The sequence below is a fragment of the Adlercreutzia equolifaciens DSM 19450 genome, from assembly GCF_000478885.1.
Lineage (GTDB): Bacteria > Actinomycetota > Coriobacteriia > Coriobacteriales > Eggerthellaceae > Adlercreutzia > Adlercreutzia equolifaciens.
In genome coordinates this window covers 1,893,453-1,919,729 of record NC_022567.1, presented here as the reverse complement: position 1 = coordinate 1,919,729, position 26,277 = coordinate 1,893,453, and the positions used below count along the sequence as shown (strand labels likewise).

The 26,277-nt window shown below is 63.8% G+C and carries 27 protein-coding genes; 25 read left to right on the top strand and 2 right to left on the bottom strand.

The features are described from left to right. Positions 1-97 precede the first annotated feature (97 nt). Complete coding sequence (locus AEQU_RS07590) at positions 98-1,456, top strand: trigger factor (protein WP_022740338.1); 1,359 nt, start codon at positions 98-100, stop codon at positions 1,454-1,456. Between the two features lie 85 nt (positions 1,457-1,541). Next, complete coding sequence (locus tag AEQU_RS07585; protein WP_022740337.1) at positions 1,542-3,638, top strand: YgiQ family radical SAM protein; 2,097 nt, start codon at positions 1,542-1,544, stop codon at positions 3,636-3,638. On the opposite strand, the gene AEQU_RS07580 is transcribed toward AEQU_RS07585, so the two are convergent. Then, entirely contained in the window at positions 3,635-4,495 is an 861-nt protein-coding gene (locus AEQU_RS07580) for a MarR family transcriptional regulator (protein ID WP_022740336.1), read from the bottom strand. The genes AEQU_RS07585 and AEQU_RS07580 overlap by 4 nt on opposite strands. Positions 4,496-4,691: 196 nt before the next feature. Between AEQU_RS07580 and AEQU_RS07575 the strand changes: the two genes are divergently transcribed. The 22 genes from AEQU_RS07575 (at position 4,692) to AEQU_RS07470 (ending at position 20,727) form a co-directional block, all read left to right on the top strand. Beyond that, positions 4,692-6,539, top strand: a complete 1,848-nt coding sequence (locus AEQU_RS07575) for an FAD-dependent oxidoreductase (protein ID WP_022740335.1) — start codon at positions 4,692-4,694, stop codon at positions 6,537-6,539. A 35-nt stretch (positions 6,540-6,574) separates the two neighbouring features. Next, entirely contained in the window at positions 6,575-7,267 is a 693-nt protein-coding gene (locus tag AEQU_RS07570; protein ID WP_022740334.1) for a succinate dehydrogenase/fumarate reductase iron-sulfur subunit, read from the top strand. Positions 7,268-8,570: 1,303 nt separating this feature from the next. After that, the gene (rplB, locus tag AEQU_RS07565; RefSeq protein WP_022740333.1) at positions 8,571-9,401 is read left to right on the top strand and encodes a 50S ribosomal protein L2; all 831 of its coding nucleotides are present in this window, start codon (positions 8,571-8,573) and stop codon (positions 9,399-9,401) included. A gap of 20 nt (positions 9,402-9,421) precedes the next feature. Beyond that, on the top strand, positions 9,422-9,694 hold the full coding sequence (gene rpsS / locus AEQU_RS07560; protein WP_022740332.1) for a 30S ribosomal protein S19: 273 nt from the start codon (positions 9,422-9,424) through the stop codon (positions 9,692-9,694). Positions 9,695-9,713: 19 nt separating this feature from the next. Next, positions 9,714-10,055: a 50S ribosomal protein L22 gene (gene rplV / locus AEQU_RS07555; RefSeq protein ID WP_022740331.1), complete on the top strand. Its 342-nt coding sequence runs from the start codon at positions 9,714-9,716 to the stop codon at positions 10,053-10,055. Positions 10,056-10,060: 5 nt separating this feature from the next. After that, the gene (gene rpsC, locus AEQU_RS07550; RefSeq protein WP_022740330.1) at positions 10,061-10,774 is read left to right on the top strand and encodes a 30S ribosomal protein S3; all 714 of its coding nucleotides are present in this window, start codon (positions 10,061-10,063) and stop codon (positions 10,772-10,774) included. After that, a complete protein-coding gene (gene rplP, locus AEQU_RS07545) occupies positions 10,775-11,197 on the top strand; it encodes a 50S ribosomal protein L16 (RefSeq protein ID WP_016309215.1) in 423 nt (140 codons plus the stop codon). It begins immediately after the preceding gene. Next, positions 11,197-11,391, top strand: coding sequence for a 50S ribosomal protein L29 (gene rpmC, locus AEQU_RS07540; RefSeq protein ID WP_016309214.1), 195 nt, complete (start codon positions 11,197-11,199; stop codon positions 11,389-11,391). The genes rplP and rpmC overlap by 1 nt, the downstream gene beginning before the upstream one ends. A 19-nt stretch (positions 11,392-11,410) precedes the next feature. Continuing rightward, positions 11,411-11,671, top strand: coding sequence for a 30S ribosomal protein S17 (rpsQ, locus tag AEQU_RS07535; RefSeq protein WP_016309213.1), 261 nt, complete (start codon positions 11,411-11,413; stop codon positions 11,669-11,671). Positions 11,672-11,721: 50 nt separating this feature from the next. Continuing rightward, complete coding sequence (gene rplN / locus AEQU_RS07530; protein ID WP_022740329.1) at positions 11,722-12,090, top strand: 50S ribosomal protein L14; 369 nt, start codon at positions 11,722-11,724, stop codon at positions 12,088-12,090. A 13-nt stretch (positions 12,091-12,103) separates the two neighbouring features. Next, positions 12,104-12,439 (top strand): 50S ribosomal protein L24, encoded by a 336-nt coding sequence (gene rplX, locus AEQU_RS07525; RefSeq protein WP_022740328.1) that lies wholly within the window; start codon positions 12,104-12,106, stop codon positions 12,437-12,439. Between the two features lie 191 nt (positions 12,440-12,630). After that, complete coding sequence (rplE, locus tag AEQU_RS07520; protein WP_041714614.1) at positions 12,631-13,182, top strand: 50S ribosomal protein L5; 552 nt, start codon at positions 12,631-12,633, stop codon at positions 13,180-13,182. 96 nt (positions 13,183-13,278) lie between these two features. Further along, positions 13,279-13,464 (top strand): type Z 30S ribosomal protein S14, encoded by a 186-nt coding sequence (locus tag AEQU_RS07515; RefSeq protein WP_013980746.1) that lies wholly within the window; start codon positions 13,279-13,281, stop codon positions 13,462-13,464. Positions 13,465-13,564: 100 nt separating this feature from the next. Next, positions 13,565-13,963: a 30S ribosomal protein S8 gene (gene rpsH / locus AEQU_RS07510; protein ID WP_022740326.1), complete on the top strand. Its 399-nt coding sequence runs from the start codon at positions 13,565-13,567 to the stop codon at positions 13,961-13,963. A gap of 18 nt (positions 13,964-13,981) precedes the next feature. Further along, on the top strand, positions 13,982-14,521 hold the full coding sequence (rplF, locus tag AEQU_RS07505) for a 50S ribosomal protein L6 (protein WP_022740325.1): 540 nt from the start codon (positions 13,982-13,984) through the stop codon (positions 14,519-14,521). A gap of 36 nt (positions 14,522-14,557) precedes the next feature. Next, positions 14,558-14,926, top strand: coding sequence for a 50S ribosomal protein L18 (rplR, locus tag AEQU_RS07500; RefSeq protein WP_016309207.1), 369 nt, complete (start codon positions 14,558-14,560; stop codon positions 14,924-14,926). A gap of 15 nt (positions 14,927-14,941) precedes the next feature. After that, a complete protein-coding gene (gene rpsE / locus AEQU_RS07495) occupies positions 14,942-15,472 on the top strand; it encodes a 30S ribosomal protein S5 (RefSeq protein WP_022740324.1) in 531 nt (176 codons plus the stop codon). Then, positions 15,472-15,663, top strand: a complete 192-nt coding sequence (rpmD, locus tag AEQU_RS07490) for a 50S ribosomal protein L30 (RefSeq protein ID WP_022740323.1) — start codon at positions 15,472-15,474, stop codon at positions 15,661-15,663. The genes rpsE and rpmD overlap by 1 nt, the downstream gene beginning before the upstream one ends. Positions 15,664-15,983: 320 nt before the next feature. Beyond that, a complete protein-coding gene (gene rplO / locus AEQU_RS07485; protein WP_022740322.1) occupies positions 15,984-16,433 on the top strand; it encodes a 50S ribosomal protein L15 in 450 nt (149 codons plus the stop codon). After that, a complete protein-coding gene (gene secY, locus AEQU_RS07480) occupies positions 16,427-17,707 on the top strand; it encodes a preprotein translocase subunit SecY (RefSeq protein ID WP_022740321.1) in 1,281 nt (426 codons plus the stop codon). The genes rplO and secY overlap by 7 nt, the downstream gene beginning before the upstream one ends. A 37-nt stretch (positions 17,708-17,744) precedes the next feature. Beyond that, a complete protein-coding gene (locus AEQU_RS07475) occupies positions 17,745-18,374 on the top strand; it encodes an adenylate kinase (protein WP_022740320.1) in 630 nt (209 codons plus the stop codon). Positions 18,375-18,549: 175 nt separating this feature from the next. Continuing rightward, a complete protein-coding gene (locus tag AEQU_RS07470) occupies positions 18,550-20,727 on the top strand; it encodes a hypothetical protein (RefSeq protein ID WP_022740319.1) in 2,178 nt (725 codons plus the stop codon). On the opposite strand, the gene AEQU_RS07465 is transcribed toward AEQU_RS07470, so the two are convergent. Next, positions 20,724-22,367: an ABC transporter substrate-binding protein gene (locus tag AEQU_RS07465; protein WP_022740318.1), complete on the bottom strand. Its 1,644-nt coding sequence runs from the start codon at positions 22,365-22,367 to the stop codon at positions 20,724-20,726. The genes AEQU_RS07470 and AEQU_RS07465 overlap by 4 nt on opposite strands. A gap of 319 nt (positions 22,368-22,686) precedes the next feature. On the opposite strand from AEQU_RS07465, the gene nifJ reads away from it, so the two are divergent. After that, positions 22,687-26,238 (top strand): pyruvate:ferredoxin (flavodoxin) oxidoreductase, encoded by a 3,552-nt coding sequence (nifJ, locus tag AEQU_RS07460; protein ID WP_022740317.1) that lies wholly within the window; start codon positions 22,687-22,689, stop codon positions 26,236-26,238. The last annotated feature ends 39 nt before the right edge of the window (positions 26,239-26,277 follow it).

Sequence of the window (26,277 nt, the reverse complement as noted above, 5' to 3'; positions counted from 1 at the left end):
GTGTTCGAGCTGTGCGGTGCGCCCTGTGCTACTATAGCGGGCAAACCTTACGGGCCGCATAAGGCGGCCCTCTTCGCGAAGGAGGAGTACCGAACTTATGAAGGTAACCGAGAAGAAGCTCGCTGACGGCGTCATCAAGCTCGACTGCGAGGCCACGGCCATCGAGGTGAACAACGCGCTGAAGGAGGCCGCCGAGGCTTTCGCGCTGTCCATGGGCGTCCGTCCCGCACCGGGCAAATCCATCGAGGAGCTGGCGAAAGAACAGCTGGGCATCGCTGATTTGGACAAGATCGTCGAGCCCAACGCCATCGAGGTACTCGTGCCCCGGGCGCTCGACCGCCGCAACCTCGTGCCGGCGTTTCCGCCGAAGGCCACGCCCACGGTGAAGTTCGAGCGCGGCAAGAAGTTCACGTTCACCCTGAACGTCACGGTGAAGCCCACCTACGAGCTCACCTCCTACGAGCCGGTGGAGATCACGGTGCCCCCCTTCGCCTTCGACGAGACTCCCATCAACCAGCAGTTGGAGGAGATTGCCAAGAACTCCGTCACCTACGTGGTGGCCGACGCGAAGCCGCTTGAGGCGGGAGACGCCTGCTCCATCGCCATGAAGTGCTTCGACGACGGCGAGGAGATCAAAGCGCTCACCTGCGAGGACCGCACCTACCTCATGGGCCGCGGGTACATGCCCGAAGGCTTCGACGAGGCGCTCCTGGGCATGGAGCCGGGCCAGACCAAGGAGTTCACCTTCGAGGCCCCCTTGGGCACCGAGAACGGGGAAGTGGTGAACAAGCCCATCTCCTGCACGGTGACCGTGAAGGAGATTCAGCAGGAGGTCGTGCCGGTCATCGACGATGCCTGGGTGAAGGCGAACATGCCCATGTTCGCGAGCAAGGAGGCCCTGGTGGCCGATATGCGCCGCGTCTTCGAGGCCCAGCAGCGCGAGGCCTACGAGGGCTACGTGCAGCAGATGGCCGTGGGCCAGCTCACGCGCCGCTTCGAGGGCCGCATCGCCGATGAGATCTACGAGGCCACGCGCGACCAGCTCATGCAGAACCTGCGCATGGAGCTTCAGCAGGCCGGCATGACCTGGGAGCAGTTCGTGGCCCAAAACGGCGGCGAGCAGCAGTTCGGCATGATGCTCATGATGCAGACCCGCGAGGTGCTCGTGCAGGGCTTCTGCCTGGACGCGGTGTACCGCCACGAGCACATGACGCTGACCGACAAGGATCTGGAGGACGCCTGCCTGGGCATGAATCCCCAGGGCAATCCCAAGATGATGCGCCAGCAGCTGGAGGACTCGGGTCGCGGCTTCGCTCTGCGCGAGACGGCCGAACGCCTGAAGGCCGCCCGCTTCGTGGCCTCCCAGGCGAAGATCACCGTAGCCGACGCGCCCGCGGCACCCGCTGACGCGCCCGCGGCGCCCGCCGACGAGGCGAAGGCGGCCGACGAGAACTAGCTTACGGGCCGATATCGGCCTTGCGCCATAACCACACGCCAGGGCGGGGGCTTCCCCGCCCGTTTCTATGAAGGACGTACTCTCTGTGTCTAAGAAGCCCGCGCCCCAATCTCATCGCAGCCCCAAGCGCCCGGAAAAGGGCGCCCCGAAAAACGCGCGTCCCTCCTTGCCGGCTTCGGCGTTCCTGCCCACCACGCGGGCCGAGGCCGATGCGCGCGGCTGGGGGCAGCTCGACTTCGTCTACGTCTCCGGCGACGCCTACGTGGATCATCCCTCCTTCGGGAGCGCCATCATCACGCGGGTGCTGGAGTCCCACGGCTACAAGGTGGGCTTCATCGCCCAGCCCGATTGGAACGACCCGGAAAGCGTCGCGGTGTTCGGCGAGCCGCGGCTGGGATTCCTCGTGTCGGCGGGCAACATGGACTCCATGGTGAACCACTACACGGTGAACAAGAAGCGCCGCCACGACGACGCCTACACGCCGGGCGGCAAGGGCGGCGCGCGCCCCAACCACGCGGCCGTGGTCTATTCGAACCTCATTCGCCGCACCTTCAAGGAAACGCCCATTATCCTGGGCGGCATCGAGGCGAGTTTGCGCCGGCTCGCCCATTACGACTACTGGTCCGATTCCCTCAAGCGCTCCATCTTGCTTGATTCCGGGGCCGACCTCATCTCCTACGGCATGGGGGAGCGCTCTATCGTCGAGATTGCCGATGCCCTCGCCGCGGGCCTTTCCGTGAGCGACCTCACCTTCATCGATGGCACGGTGTTTCGCACCCGTTCGCTGGAACACGTGGTTGACTACGAGATGCTGCACGGCTGGGAAGAGGTTTCGGGCGACAAGCGCGCCTTCGCGGAGAGCTTCGCCACCCAGTACCGCGCGAGCGACCCGGTGTGTGGCAGTCGCTTGGTGGAGACCTATCCCCATGGCGTGTATGTCGTGCAGAACCCGCCGGCTGCGCCGCTGACCCAAAATGAGATGGACGCCGTCTATCGCCTGCCCTATGCGCGCACGTGGCATCCTTCCTACGACGAGGCCGGCGGCGTGCCGGCGCTTTCCGAGGTGAAGTTCTCGCTCACCTCCTGTCGCGGCTGCTTCGGCGAGTGCGCCTTCTGTGCGCTCACTTTCCACCAGGGGCGCATCGTCACGGGCCGCTCCCACGAGTCGCTGCTCGACGAGGCCCGCGTCATGACGGCCGATCCCGAGTTCAAGGGCTACATCCACGATGTGGGAGGCCCCACGGCCAACTTCCGCGGGCCGGCTTGCGCCAAGCAGCGCACGCGAGGCGCCTGCACAGACCGCCGCTGCTTGGGCACGAAGCCCTGCCCGGCGATGAAGGCCGATCATCGCGACTACACGGGTCTTCTGCGCAAGCTGCGGAAGTTGCCCGGCGTGAAGAAGGTGTTCGTGCGCTCTGGCATTCGCTTCGACTACGTCATGGCCGATCCCGATCCCGATCGCACGTTTCTGCGCGAGCTGGTCGAGCACCACGTATCCGGCCAGCTGCGCGTGGCCCCCGAGCATGTGTCGGACACCGTGCTTGCTGCCATGGGCAAGCCGCCTCGGGCCGTCTATGACGCATTCTGCGGCGCTTTCGAGGAAATCAATCGGGAGACGGGCAAGAAGCAGTTCGTCGTGCCTTATCTCATGTCGTCGCACCCGGGCAGCACGTTAGCCGAGGCCATCGAGCTGGCCGAGTACGTGCGCGACATGGGCTTCAACCCCGAGCAGGTGCAGGACTTCTACCCCACGCCCTCGACGATCTCCACGTGCATGTACTACACGGGCCTCGATCCCCTGACTATGGAACCCATTTACGTGCCGAAGACCCCGCACGAGAAGGCCCTTCAGCGGGCGCTCATCCAGTACCGCAACCCCGACAACTACGACTTGGTGCGCGAGGCGCTAACGAAGGCCGGGCGAACCGACCTCATCGGCTGGGACAAGCAGTGCCTCATCCGCCCCATCCGTCCCAAGAAGCGCGATGCGGACGGCGGCGCCCCGAAAGGGAAGGGGAGAGGCAATAAAGGGCGCGCTTCATCCAGCAACGGAAAGAACGCCAAAGGACGCGCCTCATCCGAGCGGAGTAGAGGTGCGGGAGGAGCTACCCCGAAATCGCAGCGCCAGGGCAAGCCCCCGAAGGCCAACGGTCGCAAAGGCGGCATCCGCAAGGGCCGTTAGAGCCGTTCCTCCAGCGACGCGCGAAGGGCGGCGATGGTGCGGATGCCCACGGGGCTGCGAAGACCGTCCCCGAGCAGCGCCTCCAGCATCTCGGTGGTCTCCTTAGCGATGCGCGCGGCGCAGGCGAGGCCCTGCGGGGTGAGTGCGATTGCGATCTCTCGTTTGCTGGCGCAGGTGATGCGGGTGACGAGGTCCGCATCTGCGAGGCGCGAGACCGCCCGCGAGAAGGTGGGGGCGTCCAGGCAGAGGTGCCGCCGCAGCTCTTTGGCCGCCGTGCGCCCGCTGTTTCCCAGGGCCAAAAGCAGATGGCCCTGGGTGGCGCCCAGGTGCTGCTTTCGGCACAGACGGCTGAAATCGAGGGCCGTTTGCTGGCAGACAATGATGAAGGCGCTGTCCCCGCGCACCAGATCGCCCATCATCCGCTTCTTGTTGAGCCGCACGCAGGCTTCGAAGAAAAGTTGCAGGGCCTGTGTCCGCTCGTCGCCCTGCAGAGGATCCATGGCGCTTTTGGCCGTGGTGATCAAACTTTGGTCGAGAGATGCGAGGAGCCGTTGGCCGGAGGGTGTTATGGCGAGAGGGGAGCATCGGTCGTCATCGTCGCAGGTTCGCTTCTCGAGGGCTCCCTCCCGCACGAGCTGAGCGGCGCAGGCGGCCACCGTGGTGTAGTTGAGCCCGAGCGTCGCGGCGGCTGTCGCCGCGGAATGCTCGGGATGCTCGCTGATGAGCAGCAGCAGCCAGAACTGGTTGATGGTGGCGCCGCGCTCGGCCCGAAGCGCGCTGACGATGGCGCGCATCCATTGGTCGAAGATCAGGGCCGTCTCCGAGTCTTGCGCCCAATCGTCTCTTTCGTTGTCCATCGCCCCTCCCTTTTTGCGTATGTTTCATGATACGCCGGCTGTGGCGTTTCGGGGACATGCTCCAAACGCTCAACGGTTTGCCGCGCGCTTCGGTGTCGTCTCGTCAACAGTTGCTCTAGCGGCGCAACTTTTGCCACGCTTCCGTTTCCTCCGTATTCTTCGGCCCGTCTGATCCCGATCGAAAGGAGAAAGAGGGATGGGAAGCAAGCAAGGGGAGAACACGCCTCGCAGCATGGACCGGCGCTCGTTTTTCAAGCTGGGCGGCCTGACTGCGGGCGCGGCGGCGCTGACGGGCGGCATGCTGGCCGGCTGCGCGCCGCAGAACCCGACCGAGATGGCCCAGACGGGCGGAGAGAACGAGACGGTGGCCGCATCGGTGCCCTACGCGGTCTACGACACCGACATCCTCCTCATTGGCGGCGGCTTCGGTGCCAGTTTCGCTATGCAGGAAGCTTGCAAGGCTGGCAAGAACATGTTGGTGATCGATAAAGCGCCCTATGGCTTCGGAGGCGCTTTCGGCATGAGCTTCGACATCATGCAAACGTGGGTTCCCGGCGCTTATTATGAGACCGAGGAGGAGGTGCCCGTTGCTACGAAAATTCGTAACGATAGCCTCTACCGCAAGACGGGCGTCCAGAACGAGGTCGAGCTGAATCCCGATGTGGTCGTCGCTAACTGGGGCGAGATCCTTTCGGCACGCAACGAGGACGGAACTCCTTTCTATATCTACGATTTCCCGACGACGCGTGGTTTCGAGCATTCCATGACGCGTCACTGGTCCGATTATTTCCGCTCCAAGGACTACGTCACGGTTCACGACCGCACGATGATCACCGACCTCATCATCGAGGACGGCCGCTGCCTGGGCGCCGTGGGCCTGCACCTGCCCACGGGCGAGTACCGTGTTTACCGCGCGAAGGTGACGCTGTCGGCCACGGGCGGCTGCACCCAGTTCTACGGTTGGAACTCCACCTCGGCGACAACGAACAACGTGCTCGACAATACCGCCGATGTGGAGATGGCCCTCCTGCGCCATGGCGGCAAAATCGCCAACGCCGAGTTCGGCAGCTACGACATGATGGGCGCCTTCCCGCGCAGCTTCACGGCTTCGGAGGGCTCCATGGTCGGCGCTGACAGCGTGCATTCAGGCGACCTGATGGATTCCGAGGGAACCTACCTGAAAGACTACCCCGAAATCGCCGAGAAGGAGTACCTGACCACCCAGTCGGGCGTTATGCAGGCGGTCGACGTGGTGGTGCGTGCTGGCAAGGGCAGCGAGAACGGCGGCGTGTACCTGGACTGCAAGCAGGAATCCCTCTCCACCATGCGATGGATGTACCAGCGCAATGCCCAGCTGTTGAAGGAGAAGTTCGGCTACGACTTCACTGCCCAGCCGACCGAGGTGGTACCCGAAATGTACGAGCACGGCGGTGAACCCATCACCGATGACAACGCCATGTGCGTTGATGCCGAGGGTCTGTTCTGCGTTCGCGCCAACGCCGGCAGCGAGGGCGGCATGATGAACATTACCAATCGTCGCATGGGCCGTTACGCCATGAAGAGGGCCTTGGAATATCTGGCGGCCTATGAGGAGCCCGCATCCGTGACCTACGAAGGAGTGGCGGCCGAGATCGCCCGTCTCGAGGATTTGCGGACGCGCACCGTGGACGATCCGCTGCGCCCCATCACCGTGCGCCGCAACATTCAGTACGCCTGCGCCGAGGCCGCTCGTCCCGTGCGTCCCACCGATGTGCTGGAGACGGCCAAAGCCGAACTCGACCGCATTATGGCGGAGGATATTCCCCGCATGGCGTGCGCCGACGACAGCTTGGTGCAGAACGCCGACTGGAAGGACGCCATCGAGGTGGTGAACCTGCTTGATATCGCTCGGCTGACCGTGGAGGCATCGCTTGCGCGCGAGGAGAGCCGCGATGCGTTCATCCGCCCCGACTTTCCTGAGACTGATGACGAGAATTGGAAGTGCGCGCTGGCCTACACGCGCGCCGAGGACGGCAGCCTGTCCTGCGAGAAGATCGCTTACTAATCGGTGCCATTCTGCGAGTTCCAAGGAGATAGACCATGAAGATAACTGTTAAGCGCTACGATCCCTCGAAGGACAATGCTCCCTATGAGACCACCTACGAGGTTCCCCACGATGACGAGTACATGACGCTTTTACAAGCCCTCGTGTACATTCACGAGAACGAGGAGCCGCTGGCCTTCGACTTCTCCTGCCGCGGGCGCATGTGCGGCCGCTGCGCTATGATGCTCGACGGCGAGCCTGTACTCGCCTGCGTGGAGCCCCTGCCTGACGGCTCGCACACGGTCGAGCCGCTTGCGGGCTTGCCGGTGGTGAAAGACCTGGTAGTGGACAAGAGTCAGGTGCAGGAGAAGATCGCCGAGACCTATAAGCGCGTGCGCGTGGCCCCGCTGACCGAAGAGGATCTCCAGACCTACAATATGGAAGACGCCGATGAGCTGTTCGGCATCAATTACTGCGCTCGCTGCCAGGTGTGCACGGCAGGCTGCCCGGCCCGCGCCATAAACCCCGACTACATCGGGCCCTCCCATATGCTGGCCGTGGCCTTCCGCCACTTCGATCCCTACGACCAGGCCGACCGTATCGTGGAGGCCGTCCAGGGCGGGCTGTGGGATTGCACTATGTGCGGCACGTGCACGGCCCATTGCAACCAGCTCGAGATCGATCATCTTGCCATTTGGCAGAAGCTGCGCGATGCCGCTACTGAGCGCGGCCTCGTGAAACAGGACTAAGGTGACGAGGCGCGCGGCAGGCCTCGCGTGACCACGCATCGGCCAGGATGTGGCCGACCGTGCCCCGTCTCGTTTTCACGATCAACTCCGGAGGCCCTTTCGTTCCCCTCCCTCCAAAGGGCCTCGTCTTTCCCATGGCAGCGCCCCTCGCGATCCCCCTCGCGAGGGGCGCTGCCGCTCGTCACCCGTTTACGCTCTCTGAAAGAGATGGCGCCGCAGCCCTCAGCCCTCAGCCCGCAGCCCGAAGGGTCATTTTGCCGGTCGATGGAAGGTTTGGAGGCGTTTTCACGCCCCGAGCTACGGGTCGCCGGTTCTTCTGACGAAAACACAAAGCTCTGAACAAGGGCTTCTCTTTAGCAAAGAACGTCAGGGGAGCGCGAACCCGTAGCCAGAGGCGCCCTAATGCCGCAAAGCGCGAAGTCGACTGGCAAAATGCCCCCTCGGGCTGCGGTGCTCTTTTTTTGCGTTGTCGCAGGGTCTCGTGCTGCCGCGCTCTCTTGTAGTTTTCGGTGCTCGAATCGGCGCTCCTGCTCTCTGCTGTCGAGTTGGTCGATGTCGCCTTGGCAAAAACGCCCCGTTTGGTACCTCCAAGCGGAAAAGGGGCGACAATATCGAGGAGTTTGGTATCCTTTTCGGCCAACATGTGCGGTTTGATACCCGCCTTATGGCGAGAACGGAGGTTTGGTACCCGCGAAGCACTCACACGGCTTTCGTTACCTGGGCTTTCTTCGGGCGTTGGGGATCAAATCGCCGATCTTGGCAGAAAACGGGGTACCAAATCGCCCAATTTGCCGATCTTGGGGCGAAAAAAGCGCTCGGGGATACCAAACCCCGCGATTCTGCCCGTAGCCCAGGCCGCGCGGGTACCAAGCCCCGCGATTCTGCCCGAGGCTCGCACCTTAAAGGTGCCAAACCCCGCGATTCTGTCTGCGGGGTCGCATCGCGAGGGGGCCAAACCTGCGATCTCGACGTTCGGCCCCGCCCCGAGGCAAGTGTGCGGGAAATGTGACGGTTGGCCGCTTGTCGAAAAAGTTCTTGAGGCGGTTGCCCCCCATCCCTATAATGCTTCTTTGCGTCTGTGTGCCCAGCGATGGATACACCCGGGCGCGTGGCAAGACGGCGTCGCAGCGTAGAGCCTCCATCTGCGCCGGTCGGCAATCGCCTGGCCACTACCGTAGGGGAGGTTCCGGTGTGCGGAGAGGCGCGCGAGCGGAAACTCCAAAGGAAAGGGGCGAACGTGTCCCGCTGGTTGCCGTTACCGGCCGGCGAGCGCGGAAGCCCGAAGTCAAGAAAGGTTGTTACTGTGGGAATCAAACAGTACAAGCCGACGAGCCCCGGCCGACGTTTCCAGACGGTCTCCGACTTCTCGGAGATCACCACGTCCAAGCCGGAGAAGTCTCTTCTGGCCCCGAAGCCGAAGAAGGCCGGTCGCAACTGCTATGGCCGCATCACCACCCGTCACCAGGGCGGCGGCAACAAGCAGCGCTACCGCATCATCGACTTCAAGCGCAACAAGGACGGCGTGCCCGCCAAAGTTGCCACCATCGAGTACGATCCCAACCGCTCGGCCCGTATCGCTCTGCTGCACTACGTTGACGGCGAGAAGCGCTACATCATTCACCCGAAGGGCCTGAAGGTGGGCGACATCGTGGTCTCCGGTCCGGAAGCCGACATCAAGCCGGGCAACGCTCTGCCTCTGGCGAACATCCCCGTCGGTACGCTGATCCACAACGTGGAGCTGCAGCCGGGCAAGGGCGCCGCTATCGCCCGTTCCGCCGGCACCTCCATCCAGCTCATGGGCAAGGAAGGCAACTACGCCATCCTGCGCATGCCCTCTTCCGAGATGCGCCGCGTGCTCATCACCTGCCGCGCCACCATCGGCGAGGTGGGCAACGCCGAGCACTCCAACATCAAGATCGGCAAGGCCGGCCGCAAGCGCTGGATGGGCGTTCGCCCCTCTGTCCGCGGTACGGTTATGAACCCGGTCGACCATCCGCACGGCGGCGGCGAGGGCAAGAACAAGTCCGCTGGTCGTCACCCGGTCACCCCCTGGGGCGTGCCGACCAAGGGCCATCGCACCCGCAACAAGAAGAAGGCCTCGAGCCGTCTCATCATCCGTCGTCGCAAGAAGTAGCGGAATCGTAAGGAGTCATAGTGAGCAGAAGTTTGAAAAAGGGTCCTTTCGTAGAACCGCGCCTTCTTGCCCGCATCGAGGCAATGAACGCGGCCGGCGAAAAGGAAGTCATCAAGACGTGGTCCCGCGCGAGCACCATCTTCCCGGAAATGGTGGGTCACACCATCGCCGTGTACGATGGCCGCAAGCACGTGCCGGTCTACGTTACCGAGTCCATGGTTGGTCACAAGCTGGGCGAGTTCTCGCCGACCCGTACCTTCAAGGGTCATGCGGCCGACAAGAAGAAGCGATAGGGCATAGGTGAGAAGTTACATGGAAACTAAAGCAGTATCGCGTTACGTCCGCATCGCTCCCCGCAAGGCCCGCATCGTGGTCGACCTGGTTCGCGGCAAGTCCGTGCCCCAGGCCCGCGAGATCCTGGCTTTCTGTGAGCGCGCCGCCGCTGAGACCGTCGCAAAGACGCTGAACTCCGCCGTGGCCAACGCCGAGCACAACAATCACCTTCGCGGCGACAACCTGGTGGTCAAGGCCGCCTACGTCGACGAAGGCCCGACCCTGAAGCGCATTCGTCCCCGCGCCAAGGGCTCCGCGTCGCGCATCAACAAGCGCACGTGCCACATCACCATTGTCGTCGCACCCCGAGAGGAGGCATAAGGTCCATGGGTCAGAAAGTCAGCCCTACCGGATTCCGCCTCGGTATCACCGAGGATTGGCGCAGCCGCTGGTACGCCGGTAAGGATTACGCCAAGACGCTCGAGAACGATATCGCCATCCGCAAGTTTCTCGACAAGCAGCTCGCCCGTGCCTCCGTGTCTCGCGTGGACATCGAGCGCGCCGGCGACAAGATCAAGGTGACCATCACCACGGCCCGCCCCGGCGTGGTCATCGGCAAGAAGGGCGCCGAGATCGACGCTCTGCGCAAGAAGCTCGAGAAGGTCGCCGACGGCCCGGTCTCCATCGACGTGGTCGAGGTGAAGCGCCCCGAGCTGGACGCCGAGCTCATCGCCCAGTCCGTGGCCGAGCAGCTCGAGGGCCGCGTGGCCTTCCGCCGCGCCATGCGCAAGGCCGTGCAGTCCGCCATGAAGTCCGGCGCCAAGGGCATCCGCATCCAGTGCTCCGGCCGTCTGGGCGGCGCCGAGATGAGCCGCCGCGAGTGGTACCGCGAGGGTCGCGTGCCGCTGCACACCCTCCGCGCGAAGATCGACTACGGCTTCGCCACCGCCGCCACCACCATGGGCTCCATCGGCGTGCAGGTGTGGGTGTACCACGGCGAGGTGCTGCCGGGCCAGAAGGCTCCCCAGCCCGCGCTCGAGGGTTCGTCCCGTCCGAACCGTTCCCGTCGTAACGATCGCCGCGAGAGGGGTGACAAGTAAATGCTCGTACCTAAGCGCGTTAAGCACCGCAAGGTGCAGCGTGGTTCCATGAAGGGCAAGGCCAAAGGTGGCACCCGTCTGAACCACGGCGAGTATGGCATCCAGGCCCTCGAGGCGCACTGGATCACCAACCGTCAGATCGAGGCAGCTCGTATTGCCATGACCCGTCACATGAAGCGTGGCGGCAAGGTCTGGATCACGATCTTCCCCGACAAGCCCATCACCTCCAAGCCCGCCGAGACCCGCATGGGTTCCGGTAAGGGCAACCCCGAGGGCTGGGTCGCTGTCGTGAAGCCCGGCCGCATCATGTTCGAGATCGCCGGCGTCGATGACGAGACCGCCCGCGAGGCTCTGCGTCTGGCCATCAACAAGCTGCCCATCAAGTGCAAGATCGTCACTCGTGAAACGGAGGGGCAGCAATAATGAAAGCAGCAGAGATTCGTGAACTTTCTGCCGAAGACCTGCAGGTGAAGCTGAAGGAGGCCAAGGCGGAGCTGTTCAACCTTCGCTTCCAGATGGCCACCAGCCAGCTGGACAATACTGCCCGCGTCAAGCAGGTTAAGAAGGACATCGCGCGCATCATGACTGAGATGCGGGCTCGCGAGCTGAGCGCGTAGCTTAAGGAAGGTGCAAGAAATGACTGAAGAGCGCAATCTGCGTAAAGTACGTCAGGGCGTCGTCGTCAGCGATGCCAACGACAAGACCATCGTGGTGGCCGTCGAGGAGCGCAAGCCCCATCCCATCTACAAGAAGATGATCACCTCCACCAAGAAGTTCCATGCCCATGACGAGAACAACGAGGCCGGCGTCGGCGACACCGTTCAGATCATGGAGACGCGCCCGCTGTCCAAGATGAAGCGCTGGCGTTTGCTGAAGATCGTCGAGAAGGCCAAATAGTTTGAGTGCTCCGGCACGAGGACTATTGATAAGGAAAGTAGGAACATCACATGATTCAGATGCAATCCATGCTCGCCGTGGCCGACAACTCCGGCGCTCGCAAGGTGCAGTGCATCAAGGTCCTGGGCGGCTCGAAGCGCCGCTACGCGGGCCTCGGTGACGTGATCATCTGCAGCGTCAAGGAAGCGATGCCCAACGGCAACGTCAAGAAGGGCGAGGTCGTGCGTTGCGTGATCGTGCGCGTGAAGAAGGAAGTCCGTCGCGCCGACGGCTCCTACATCCGCTTCGATCAGAACGCCGCCGTGCTCATCAACAACGACGGCTCTCCGCGCGGCACCCGTATCTTCGGGCCCGTCGCCCGCGAGCTGCGCGACAAGAAGTACATGAAGATCGTGTCTCTGGCACCGGAAACGCTGTAGGGGAGGTGTCAGAATGGCTCAGAACAAGATGACGATCCGCAAGGGCGACACCGTCAAGGTCATCGCCGGCAAGGACCGCGGCAAGACCGGCAAGGTGCTGCGCTCGGTGCCCGAGAAGTCCCGCGTTGTCGTGGAGAAGGTGAACATGGTCAAGAAGGCCATGCGCCCGACCCAGGCCAACCCCCAGGGCGGCATTTCCACCGTCGAGGCGCCCATTCACGTGTCCAACGTGATGCTCGTGTGCCCCAGCTGCGGCGAGGCCACCCGCGTGGCCCGTCGCCGCGAGGACGGCAAGCTCGTCCGCGTCTGCAAGAAGTGCGGCAAGGACATCCCCGCCGTCGAGGCCTAAGATAAGGCACTCGAGGCTCTGAACAGACCGCCTGCTACCGAATTTGTGTAGCGGGCGGTTTTTACTTGGAAAGTGTCTCGTTTTGTGGGACAATTTCCAATCGCGCGCAAGCGCCATGGCCCTGGGAAGGTCCCAGGGACGCCGGGTCGGAAATCCGGCGTTTAATCCATCGGAGAAAGGTTTGAAGAAAGATGGCTGATACCCCCCGCCTCAAGGTGAAGTACCAGACCGAGATCGTCCCCGCGCTCGTCGAGCAGCTCGGCATCAAGAACATCAACTGCGTGCCGAAGCTGGAGAAGATCGTCGTGAACATGGGCGTCGGCGCCGCTGCCGGCGATTCCAAGCTGCTTGATGCCGCCATGAACGACATGCGCATCATCACCGGCCAGCAGCCCTGCGTGACTCGCGCCAAGAAGTCCATCGCCGGCTTCCATGTGCGCGAGGGCCAGGCCATCGGCTGCAAGGTGACCCTGCGCGGCGACCGCATGTGGGAGTTCCTCGATCGCCTGCTGGCCACCGCCCTTCCGCGCGTCCGCGACTTCCGCGGCATCTCGCCGAAGAGCTTCGACGGCCGCGGCAACTACACCCTGGGCATCACCGAGCAGCTCATCTTCCCGGAGATCGAGTACGACAAGATCGACCGCACCCGCGGCATGGACATCACCTTCGTGACCAATGCCGGCGACAACGATTCCGCGTTCGCTCTTCTGTCCGCCCTCGGCTTCCCGTTCAAGAGCAAGTAAACCGACCGGGGCGCATAGGGCCCCGCGTCGCGCAACCTCGGTCACAAGTCCGCGATAAGGCTGCGGGCTTAAGGACATAAAGAAAGAAGGACATGCATGGCTAAGAAATCGATGATCGCCAAAGCCAAGCGCGAGCCGAAGTTCTCTACGCGTCAGCACAACCGCTGCACCCGTTGCGGACGTCCCCGCGCCTACTATCGCAAGTTCGGCCTGTGCCGTATCTGCGTGCGTGAGTTGGCTAACAAAGGCGAGCTGCCCGGCGTGACCAAGGCTTCCTGGTAGAAGACGCGGACACGCGGGTGTGCCGACGTTAAAGGCGGAGGCGCTATGGGCGCCGACGAACCGAACGCCGGTTCATCACGGATCAAAGGAGAAAACAAACATGACAATGACCGACCCCATCGCAGACATGCTTACGCGCGTGCGTAACGCCCAGTCTGCCGGCAAGGACACCGTGTCCATGCCGACGAGCAAGAAGCTCGTCGAGATCGTGCGCATCATGGAGCAGGAAGGCTACATCCAGCGCTTCGATGTCATCGACGGCGAGCCCCGCGGCACCCTTGAGATCACCCTCAAGTACGGCCCGAAGAAGGCCAAGACCATCCGCGGCATCAAGCGCATCTCCAAGCCGGGTCTGCGCATCTATGCCGGCAAGGACGATCTGCCCCGCGTGCTCGGCGGCCTCGGCACGGCAATTATCTCGACCAGTCGCGGCGTCATGACCGACCGCGATGCCCGCAAGCAGGGCATCGGCGGCGAGGTCATCGCCTATCTGTGGTAGGAAAGGAAGGTATCTAGTATGTCTCGTATCGGCAAGATGCCCATCCCCGTTCCTGCCGGCGTCGATGTGACCATCGACGGCCAGACGGTGACGGTGAAGGGCCCCAAGGGGGAGCTTACCCGCACGTTCCTGCCGTCCATGACCATCACCCGCGACGGCGATGAGCTCATCGTCACCCGTCCCGACGACACCCGTGAGTCCAAGAGCGCCCACGGCCTGACCCGCACCCTTCTCGCCAACATGGTGGAGGGCGTGTCGAACGGCTTCTCCAAGAAGCTGCAGCTCGTCGGCGTCGGCTATCGTGCCGCACTCAAGGGCAAGGATCTCGAGATGCAGCTCGGCTACTCCCACCCCGTGCTGGTGGAGGCTCCCGAGAACATCACCTTCGAGGTGCCCTCTCAGACCGAGATCGTCGTGTCCGGTCCGAGCAAGGAGCAGGTCGGCCAGGTTGCCGCGAACATCCGCAAGTGGCGCAAGCCGGAGCCCTACAAGGGCAAGGGCATTCGCTACGAGGGCGAGCATGTCCGCCGCAAGGCTGGCAAGGCCGGCAAAGACTAAGTGCCTATTCGGTAGCTGATTGAAGGGATTAAACCTATGAATAAGCAACAGGAGAAGCAGGCCCGTCTTGCCCGTCGCCATCGTCGCGTGCGCGGCAAGATCTCCGGCACTGCAGCTCGCCCGCGTCTGTGCGTGACGCGGAGCAACAGCAACATGTACGTGCAGGTCATCGATGACGTGGCCCACACCACCATCTGCGGCGTCTCTACCCTCGGGGAGGCCTTCAAGGCCACCGGCAAGTCCGGCGCGACCGTCGAGGGCGCAGCCGAGCTCGGCACCATCGTTGGCAAGTTGGCTCAGGAAAACGGCGTGACGGAAGTTGTGTTCGACCGTGGCGGCCACCTGTATCATGGGCGCGTGAAGGCTCTGGCCGAAGCTGCCCGTGAAGCAGGATTGAAATTCTAGAAGGGGTTTTAGCTTATGGCTCGTAACAACAACCGTCAGCAGGAGAGCACGACTCCTGAGCTTCAGGAGCGCGTGGTCTTCATCAATCGCGTCGCGAAGACCGTCAAGGGCGGCCGTCGCATGCAGCTCTCGGCCCTGGTCGTCGTCGGCGACGGCAACGGCCGCGTGGGCGTGGGCATGGGCAAGTCCGCCGAGGTGCCCACCGCCATCAAGAAGGGCGTCGAGGACGCGAAGAAGAACATGTTCACCGTCCCCGTGACCGCCGAGGGCTCGGTGCCCCACGAGATCATGGGCGAGTACGGTGCCGGCCGCGTGCTGATCAAGCCCGCTGTTCCCGGTACCGGTGTGCTCGCCGGTGGCCCGGTTCGCGCCATCATGGAGCTTGCCGGCGTTCAGAACGTGATCACCAAGTCGCTGGGCACGGACAACGCCATGAACATCGTGAAGGCTGCCGCCGAGGGTCTCAAGAACATGGAGAGCCCCGTCCAGGTCGCCGAGCGCCGCGGCATCTCCGTGGCCGAGATGTTCGGCGGGAAGGAGAACTAATGGCTGAGACGAACAAGACGCTGCGCCTCACCCAGGTGAAGAGCGCCATCGGCCGCAAGCCGAACCAGGGTCGCACCCTGCGCGCGCTGGGCCTGCACGGCATCGGCAGCACCACCGAGCAGGTGGACAACGAGAGCGTCCGTGGCATGATTTTCACGGTTAAGCACTTGATTGAAGTTGAGGAAATCTAAATTTCCCCAACTTCAATCCCGACGCTGCGGTTCCGACAGGCACCTGGCCTTGCCCCTTGTTTGGGGCACGGCGTTGGCCTAAGCCAACTTGGCCCCAAGGCGGGGCAATTCCAGGCACCTGTCGCAACCTCGCTGACTCCCTTGGGCGAACCAGTGAGTCTATGAATTTAATAATGTGTCGGGATGAAAGATGACAATCGGCGTGTCTGAACAGACACGCCGTTGCCATGATAGATGGAAGTTTGCTAGCGGCGAGCTGCTAGCACTGACTGAGGGAAGAGAAAATCCCCGGTCAGAGAGCGAAAAGGAGATTTACTTACATGGAACTCAAGGATCTGCGCCCGGCCGAGGGCTCGACGAAGAACCGCAAGCGCGTGGGCCGCGGCCCCGCTTCCGGCACCGGTAAGACCGCCGGTCGCGGCATGAACGGCCAGAAGTCCCGCGCCGGTGGCGGCAAGGGTGCCGGCTTCGAGGGCGGCCAGACGCCGCTCGCCCGTCGTCTGCCGAAGCTGCCCGGCTTCCGCAACTTCAACCGCGTGGAGTACCTGCCCGTGAACGTCAGCCGTCTCGATGCCAAGTTCGAGGCCGGTGACGTGGTGGATGGCGAGTCCCTGAAGGCCAAGGGCATCATCAAGCATGCCGACGCGCTGGTGAAGGTGCTCGGCGACGGCGAGATCACCAAGGCTCTCACTGTCCGCGTTGATAAGGTATCCGCTTCCGCCAAGGCGAAGATCGAGGCGGCCGGAGGAAAGGTCGAAGAGCCTTGCTAAGCTCAATCATTGACGCATTCAAGGTTCCGGAGCTGCGCAAGAAGATCCTCTTCACCTTGGCTATCCTTGCGCTGTACCGCTTCGGTGCCTACGTGCCGGTGCCTGGCATTCCCTTCCATGAGTTTGCCACGGCCTTCCAGGACACGGGCGTGGCTATGACCATGCTCGACCTGTTCACCGGTGGCGCGCTGTCGAACTTCTCGGTGTTCTCGCTCGGCATCATGCCCTACATCACCGCATCCATCATCATGCAGCTGATGCAGGGCGTCATCCCCGCCGTGGGCCGTTGGGCTCGCGAGGGGGATACGGGCCGTCGCAAGATCACCCAGGTGACCCGCTACCTGACGCTGGGTCTCGGCCTCATCAACGCGGTGGGCTACCTGCTGCTGTTCAAGTCGCCGGCCTACGGTGTGCAGTTCTCCACGGAGGTGCCCGAGGCGCTCACGAACATCATCATCGTGTTCACCTTGGTCGCCGGTACCGCCTTCATCATGTGGATGGGCGAGCTTATCACCCAGCGCGGCATCGGCAACGGCATGTCGCTCATCATCTTCGTGAGCATCGTGTCCCGCGTGCCGTCGGCCATCTTCTCGTCGGCTACCCTGACGAACGATCTGGGCACGGGCATCGCGCTCACCATCGTGATTTTGGCCGTGGTGCTCGTCTGCATCCCGCTGATCATCTTCGTGGAGCGCGCCCAGCGCCGCATTCCGGTCAACTACGCCAAGCGCGTCCAGGGCCGCAAGATGATGGGTGGCCAGTCCACCTACATTCCGCTGAAGGTGAACGCGGCCGGCGTTATCCCGATCATCTTCGCGAGCTGCATCATCTACTTCCCGGCGCAGCTGGCGGCGATCTTCAACGTCGATTGGCTGACCACCTTCGCGAACTGGTGCTCCACCGGCTGGCTGAACTGGCTGCTCACCGTTGCCCTCATCGTGTTCTTCGCGTACTTCTACACCTCCATGGTGTTCAATCCGGAGGAGACGGCGGACAACATCCGCAAGCAGGGCGGCTTCATTCCTGGCGTGCGTCCGGGCACGGCCACGGTGCAGTACATCAAGAACGTGATCAACCGCGTGACGCTGCCCGGCGGCATCTTCATCGCGCTGATCGCGGTTGTGCCCACCATCATCTTCTACTTCACCAACAACCAGCTCATCCAGGCCTTCGGCGGTACGTCCATCCTCATTATGATCGGCGTGGCGCTTGACACCATGAGCAAGGTGGAGAGCCAGTTGAAGATGTACAACTACGAAGGCTTCTTTAAGTAAGGCGGACGCGCAGTCCGAATAGGAAAGGATGTTTGCTATGAACATCGTGCTTTTGGGGGCGCCGGGTGCCGGCAAGGGTACTCAGGCCGCCAAGCTGGTGGAGGAGTTCTCCACGCCCCATATCTCTACGGGCGACATGCTGCGCGCCGCCGTGGCCGCCGGCACCGAGCTGGGCCAGAAGGCCAAGTCCTACATGGACGCCGGCGACTTGGTGCCCGACGACGTCATCATCGGTCTGGTGACCGAGCGCCTGCAGGACGACGACACGGCCGCTGGCTTCATCCTGGACGGCTTCCCGCGCACCTCGGCCCAGGCCGTGGCGCTGGACGCGGAGCTCTCCAAGTTGGGCCGTCCGCTGGACGCCGCCCTGCTCATCGATGTGGATCCCGAGGTCATTGTGGCCCGTCTCACCTCTCGTCGCATGTGCCGCGACTGCGGCTACATCGGCAGCGCCGCCGACGGCGACACCTGCCCCAAGTGCGGCGGCGAGATGTACCAGCGCGACGACGACAACGAGGCCACGGTGCGCAACCGTCTCGACGTGTACGAGACGTCCACGAGCCCGCTGATCGACTACTACCGCGGCTGCGAGCTGCTCGTCACCATCGACGGCGACCGCGACCCGAACGTGGTGTACGCCGACGTCAAGGAGGCCCTCGACCTGTAGGCCGGAGGACGCACAGCCAAACCCGTAGGGGGCGACCTTGGTCGCCCCTTTTTTTGTCGTGCGCTGTCGTTCTGCTTGCGAGGGCTGACCAAGGTCAGCCCCTACGAGAGGGAATGCGCTTCCGTTTCCTTCGTGAGAGCAGACCAAGTGATGCCCCTACGGTATAATTCCCTTCATGCCCACTGTGCGCGAGAACATAGCCTACACCTTCGAGCATTTCATGCTCGTCTACCGCGGTACCTTGTTGAAGGTGGCCCGGGCGGTGGCGATCATTGCTCTTATCGCCCTGGCGTTGGAGGTCTTCGTCTTCAATATCAACTTCTTCACTTCGTCGGGCTATCGAACCATCAACTTGGACGACCGTATTCAGCTCCAGCGCAACGACGAGGGTGCCTTTCTGCTCACTGATGTGGATCACACGCTCGAGTTCTCCAGCCTGAACACCGAGGTGCGCAACATCCGCATCGATTTCAATGCCGATCAGCCGGCCCAGAACATCGCCGTGAAGATCCAGTTCACCGACTCGGCCCACCAGACCTATTTCGACACCACGGAGTACACCGTCGGCATCCCCGATGCGAGCGTGTCCACGGTGGTGGATCCGAGCAAGTTCATCAACCTGCAGACCGCCGGGTACGTGGAGAACTTGCGCATCGAGGTAGTGGGGGAGGACGTCTCCTACCCCATCCTCTTGAACGGCGTTTCCCTGAATGCCCACCGCCCCTTCGCCTTCAACCCGTTGCGCTTTGTGGCCGTTTTCGGGCTGCTGCTTTTGGGCTACGCGTTCCGTCCCAAGTCGGCCATCTACCGCATTCGCATTGTCGAGAACCCGCGCAAGTCGAAGGCGGGCATCATCTTCGCCGTGGCCATCGAGCTGGCGCTTACGACGACGTTCCTCTTCTACGGCTCGAACCTCGTGGGCGTGGCCACCTCTTCCTACAACTACGGCGCTTGGAACGGCACGTCGCTCGTGAACACCTTCGAGGTGGGCGGCGACAACGCGCAGCAGTACGCCATGCTGGCCCAGGCCATGGCCAAAGGCCAGCTGTACCTGGAGGAGGAGCCGCCCCAGTGGCTCAAGGATATGGAAGACCCTTACGACAAGGGCGCCCGCGACGAGGCCCAGAAGGAGACCGGCGAGCCCTATCTGTTCGACGTGGCCTATCATGACGGGCACTACTACGTCTACTTCGGCGTGGTGCCGGTGCTGCTGTTCTACCTGCCCTTCTATCTGCTCACCGGGGCCAATTTCCCCACGGCCATCGGTGTGCTCGTTATGGCGCTGCTGTTCATCTTAGGAGCCACGGCCCTGCTCGACCGGTTCGCCCGCTACCATTTCCGTTCGGTGAGCCTCGGTGTGTACCTGCTGCTTCAGATACCGCTCGTGTTCTGCTGCGGCATCATGTATCTGGTGAAATTCCCGACCTTCTATTCCCTGCCCATCATGTGCGGCCTGGCGTTCTCGGTGTGGGGCCTGTATTGCTGGATGCGCTCGCGGCTCGCCGCGCACAAGTGCGGCTGGCTGTTCGCCGGATCGCTGTGCATGGCGCTCGTGGCCGGCTGCCGTCCCCAGCTGCTCGTGCTGTCGCTTCTGGCCTTCCCGCTGTTCTGGCGCACCTACATCACCGAGCGCCGGCTGGCCACCCGCCGGGGCGTCGTGGAGTTCGCCTGCCTGGTGGCCCCCTACGTTCTGGTGGCCGCGGGCATCATGGCCTACAACTACGCGCGCTTCGGCTCGCTGACCGATTTCGGCGCGAACTACAATCTGACGGTGAACGACATGACCAAGCGCGGCATGAACGTCGGTCGTCTGGCCCCGGCGTTCTTCACCTACTTCCTGCAGCCGCCCTGCATGACCGGCGTCTTCCCGTTTTTGCAGCCGGCGCCTTTCGAGACCACCTACATGGGGCAGACCATCAAGGAAGTGACCTTCGGCGGCATCCTCGCCTGCCTTCCGATTCTGTGGGTGCTCGCCTTCACGCGACGCATTTTGGGGATGCGGGCGCGTCAGGCCGAGACGCGTACCATCTTCGGCATCATCGTGGTGCTGGTGGTCTCCGGCGTGCTCGTGGCGCTGCTCGATGCGGAGCTGGCGGGCATCCTGCAGCGGTACTACGCCGATTTCAGCTTCATGTTCCTGGCCGCCGCCGTGCTTCTGTGCTTCGTGGTGAACGAGTCGTTGGCCGAGCGGGCGGCCCTGCATGATCTCATGCTGAAGCTTCTGCTCGTGCTCGTCGGCGTATCGGTGGCCTACAGCGCGCTGCTCTGCCTTGCCCCGGAAACCGGCTGGTACTCGGATGTTTACCCGTGGGCCTACCAGGGGCTGCTCGACGCGGTGGTCTTCTGGCGCTAAATGGGATCGGCGTCGCGCATGGGCGTCGTGCCGAGGAAGTTGAGTCCCGTGGCCGAGATGGGGTCGTAGTCGTCCAGCTGGGCCGTCCACCAGGCCGTGGCCGTCTCGCGATGAAACAGCGGATAGAGGGGCACCTCGGCGGCGATGATGTCGAAGCATTGGTTCCACAGGGGCTGCTGCTCGTCCTCGGAGGTCTTCGACCGCGCCTCGGCCAGAAGTTCTGCCACCTCCGCGAAGGCCGGCGTTGTGGCCCAGCGGCTGCGGGCGCGCGTCCATACGTTGTCGCCGTACCACCAGCTGATGATGAGGTCGGCGTCGTTTCCGAAGCACGACGGGTCGCCGGGGGAGAGCACGACGTCGAAGGGCAGAAGCGTGCCCGGCTCCGGTTCCGTGGATAGGTCCGCAAACAGGGCCGTCGTGTCCAGGAGCACCACCTCGGCGGTGACGCCCACGGCCTTCCAGTCCTCTGCGATGGCGGGGGCGAGCGTGCTCACCCAGTTGTCGTTCGCGCGCAGGGTCAGCGCCAGCTCGTCGACGCCGGCCTCGGCCAGAAGCTTGCGCGCTTTCTCCGGGTCGTAGCTGTAGACCGTGGCCGCGCGGTGGTAATGCCGGAAGTAATCGGGCAGAAGGGACGTGGCCGCCCGCGCGTGGGCCGCCATATACGTGCCGATGAGCGAGTCGACGTCGATGGCGTACAGCAGCGCCTGGCGCACGCGCACGTCGTCGAAGGGCGGCTTCTCGCAGTTGAACATGAGGAAGGGGAGGTTGAACCCGGGCACCCATTCCACCGTGGCCCCCGCATCGGCCAGCTCCTCGGCGCGCACGACCGGGGCGGCCTCCATGACCATGACGTCTTTGTCGATAAGCTCGTCAGTGCGGCGCGTATCGTCCAGCAGCACCGACCATTCCATGCGCTCGCAGGTGGCCGGCCAGGGGCCGGTGTAGCGGTGGTTCGCCGTGAAGGAGATGCGGCCCCCGTCGGCGGCGTTGATGGTCTCGTAGCACCACGGACCCGAGCCGACGGGTTTGCTTGCCAGCTCCTCGTCGGTGAGCGTTGCCGGGAACACCCGGACGAGGGCCAGGCGCTCCTGCAGCACCGATCCCATGGGGGCGTTCAGCTTGAAGCGCACCGTGCGTTCGTCGGGGGCCGACACTGCCGTGATGAACGAGAGGAACGCGCCGTACAGGTCGCTTTCGCCGTTGCGCTCGAAGGCGTTCACGACATCGGCGGAGGTGAGCGGCGAGCCGTCGGAGAAGACGGTGTCCTCGCGCAGGGTCACCTCGTATTCCAAGTCGTCTATCTGAACGGGCGCGTCGGCTGCCAGGCCGCACTCGGCCCGGTAGGTGTGCATGTTCAGCTCGTAGAGCCCCTCGAAGACGTGCCAGCCGGCCGCGAGGAAGACGCCGGAGCTCGTGCCGATGGGGTTCGGATCGCTCCCTTCGTAGGCCACGGCGGCCGTGAGCGTGCGGGCCACGCCGCTCTGCGCGGCCACGGGCTCGGTGGGGGCATTGTCGTCGGCCGGATCTGCCGGCGCGGGCCCGGGCTCGATGGGCTGCTCCACCGAGCAGCCGGCCAACGCCAGCGCCGTCGCCGCTGTCCCAGCCACAAAGGCCCGCCGCGTGAGGGGGAAGTTCAGCATCGTAAAGGCTCCTTCTTCGTTTTCCGCAGCCTATTATATAGAAAGTTGGAGCAGCTCGAAGAAACCCCATGACAAAGCTGCAGGTGCCCCGCCGACCGACGGGGATAAGCCTAGTGCGGCGCGCGGGGGCATTGACGGCGCGTCAGCGTTGCCGGGCTGCTAATATCGGACAGGTATTTCTGTTCGCAGAGCAAATCCGACCCGCATCGTCGGACGCGCTTCGTCCCTCCGACCTCTCCGCGACAGTACCACCCGCGCGTTGAGCGACGAGGCCGCAAGCCGGCCGATTCCGTGCGGGCCAGATGCAAAGGAGAGGAACATGACGAGAGAACTCAAGTCGATGGACGGCAACAACGCCGCAGCGCATGTCTCGTATGCGTTCACGGAGGTTGCCGGCATCTACCCGATCACGCCTTCGAGCCCCATGGCCGACTTCGTCGACATCTGGGCCGCCCAGGGCCGCAAGAACATCTTCGGCACCACGGTGAAGGTGTGCGAGATGCAGTCCGAGGGCGGTGCGGCCGGCGCGGTTCACGGCTCTCTGGCCACCGGCGCGCTGACCACCACCTACACGGCCAGCCAGGGCCTGCTCCTCATGATTCCCAACATGTACAAGATCGCCGCCGAGCAGCTGCCGACCGTCTTCCATGTGTCGGCCCGTACCGTCTCCACCCAGGCGCTCAACATCTTCGGCGACCACTCCGACGTCATGGCCTGCCGCCAGACCGGTTTCGCGATGCTCGCCGAGGGCAACGTGCAGGAGGTCATGGATCTGTCCGCCGTGGCGCACCTGGCCGCCATCAAGGGCCGCGTTCCCTTCCTGAACTTCTTCGACGGCTTCCGCACCTCCCACGAGATCCAGAAGATCCAGGTGTGGGATTACGACGATCTGGCCGAGATGTGCGACATGGACGCCGTGCGCGCCTTCCGCGAGCACTCCCTGAACCCGGAGCGCCCGGCCATGCGCGGCTCCCACGAGAACGGCGACATCTTCTTCCAGCACCGCGAGTCCTGCAACTCCATCTACAACGACCTGCCGGCCGTGGTGGAGGAGTACATGGAGAAGGTGAACGCGAAGCTGGGCACCAACTACCAGCTGTTCAACTACTACGGCGCCCCGGACGCCGACCGCGTCATCGTGGCTATGGGCTCCATTTGCGACGTGGCCGAGGAGGTCATCGACTACCTCAACGCCAACGGCGAGAAGGTGGGCCTCGTGAAGGTGCGCTTGTACCGCCCCTTCGTCACCGAGAAGTTCGTGGCCGCTCTGCCCGAGACGGTGAAGAAGATCGCCGTGCTCGACCGCACCAAGGAGCCCGGTTCCATCGGCGAGCCGCTGTACATGGATGTCGTGAACGCGCTGTCCGTTGAGGGCCGCGACGGCATCACCGTCATCGGCGGCCGCTACGGCCTCGGCTCCAAGGACACCCCGCCGTCCTCCGTGTTCGCCGTGTACACCGAGCTTGAGAAGGACGAGCCGCGCCGCCAGTTCACCATCGGCATCGTCGACGACGTGACGAACCTGTCGCTGCCCGAGGTTCCCGCCCCCAATACCGCCGCTCCCGGCACCATCGAGTGCAAGTTCTGGGGCCTCGGCGGCGACGGCACCGTGGGCGCGAACAAGAACTCCATCAAGATCATCGGCGACCACACCGACAAGTACGTGCAGGCCTACTTCCAGTACGACTCGAAGAAGACCGGCGGCGTGACCATCTCGCACCTGCGCTTCGGCGATAGCCCCATCCGCAGCCCCTACTATGTGAACAAGGCCGACTTCGTGGCCTGCCACAATCCCTCCTACATCACCAAGGACTTCCCGATCGTGCGCGACGTGAAGCCCGGTGGTGCCCTGCTCATCAACTGCCAGTGGACGGCAGACGAGCTGGAGGAGCACCTGTCGGCCGCGGCCAAGCGCTACATCGCCGAAAACGACATCAAGCTCTACCTCATCAACGCCATCGACCTGGCCATCGAGATCGGCATGGGCAAGCGCACCAATACCATCCTTCAGTCCGCCTTCTTCACCCTGGCGAAGGTCATGCCGCAGGAGGAGGCCATCCAGTACATGAAGGATGCCGCCACGAAGTCCTACGCCAAGAAGGGCCAGGACATCGTGGACATGAATCACAAGGCCATCGACGCCGGCGCCACTGCCTTCGTGCAGGTGGAGGTGCCCGAGGCGTGGAAGACGGCCGAGGATGCGCCGAAGGCTTCCGGCATCGAGGGCCGTCCCGAGACGGTCTCGCTCGTGGAGAGCATCATGTTCCCCGTGGGCCGCATGGACGGCGACTCCCTGCCCGTGTCCGCGTTCGTCGGCTACGAGGACGGCCAGTTCCCGCTGGGCGCCGCGGCCTTCGAGAAGCGCGGCGTGGCCGTGTCGGTGCCCGAGTGGACGCCCGACACCTGCATCCAGTGCAACCAGTGCGCGTTCGTGTGCCCGCACGCCACCATCCGTCCCTTCGCGCTGACCGACGAGGAGCTGGCGGCGGCCCCGGCTCAGACCAAGCATGTTCCCGTCAAGGGCAAGGTGGGCGCTGACATGCAGTACGTGCTTGCCGTCTCGCCGCTCGACTGCATGGGCTGCGGCCTGTGCGTCATCCAGTGCCCGACCGACTCGCTCACCATGAAGCCCATCGCCGATACGCTCGACGAGCAGCCGGTGTTCGATTACTGCGTGAGCAAGGTCGCCCGCAAGCCCGAGCTCGAGGGCACGTCGGTGAAGGCGAGCCAGTTCAAGCAGCCCCTGCTCGAGTTCTCCGGCTCCTGCGCCGGCTGCGCCCAGACCTCCTATGCCCGCCTGGTCACCCAGCTGTTCGGCGATCGCATGTATATCGCCAACGCGACGGGCTGCTCCTCCATCTGGGGCGGTCCGGCAGCGACGTCGCCCTACACGGTGAACGCCGACGGCCATGGCCCGGCCTGGTCGAACTCGCTGTTCGAGGACAACGCCGAGCACGGCATGGGCATGCTGCTCGGCTACGAGGCCGTGCAGGACAAGGTCGTCGTTGACTCCGAGGCGCTCATCGAGTGCGGCGGCGCGGCCGGGGATCTGGCCGACGCGGCCCGCGCGTGGCTCGAGGCCCGTGCCGACGCCGAGGCCTCCAAGGCGGCGGCGGAGGCCTATGTGGCGGCCCTTTCGGCGGCGGCCGAGGGTACCGGCGAGGTGGCCGAGCTGGCGGCCGGCATCCTGGCCAACAAGGAGTATCTGACCAAGAAGTCCGTGTGGATCTTCGGCGGCGACGGCTGGGCCTACGACATCGGCTACGGCGGACTCGACCACGTGCTCGCCTCCGGCAAGGACGTGAATGTGTTCGTGTTCGACACCGAGGTGTACTCCAACACCGGCGGCCAGGCCTCGAAGGCCTCCAACCTCGGCCAGGTGGCGCAGTTCGCCGCCGCCGGCAAGGACGTGAAGAAGAAGTCGCTGGCCGAGATCGCCATGACCTACGGCTACGTGTACGTGGCCCAGGTGGCCATGGGCGCCAACCTCAACCAGACCATCAAGGCCATCACCGAGGCCGAGGCCTATCCGGGCCCCTCGCTCATCATTGGCTACAGCCCCTGCGAGATGCACTCCATCAAGGGCGGCATGACCAACTGCCAGACCGAGATGAAGAAGGCCGTCGACTGCGGCTACTGGAACCTGCTGCGCTTCAACCCCGAGGGCGCTCCGGGCAAGAAGCTCGTCATCGACTCGAAGGATCCGGCCGAGGGCGAGTACCAGAACTTCCTCATGAACGAGGCTCGCTACAGCCGCCTGACCCGCGAGTTCCCCGAGCGCGCCGAGGAGCTGTTTGCCGAGAACGAGCAGGCCGCCATGGCCCGCTGGTCGCACCTGCAGAAGCTCAAGGACCTCTACGCCGCCGAGTAGCGCGAGCGTACGCCAGAGCTTGTCGGCCGCCTTGGGCCG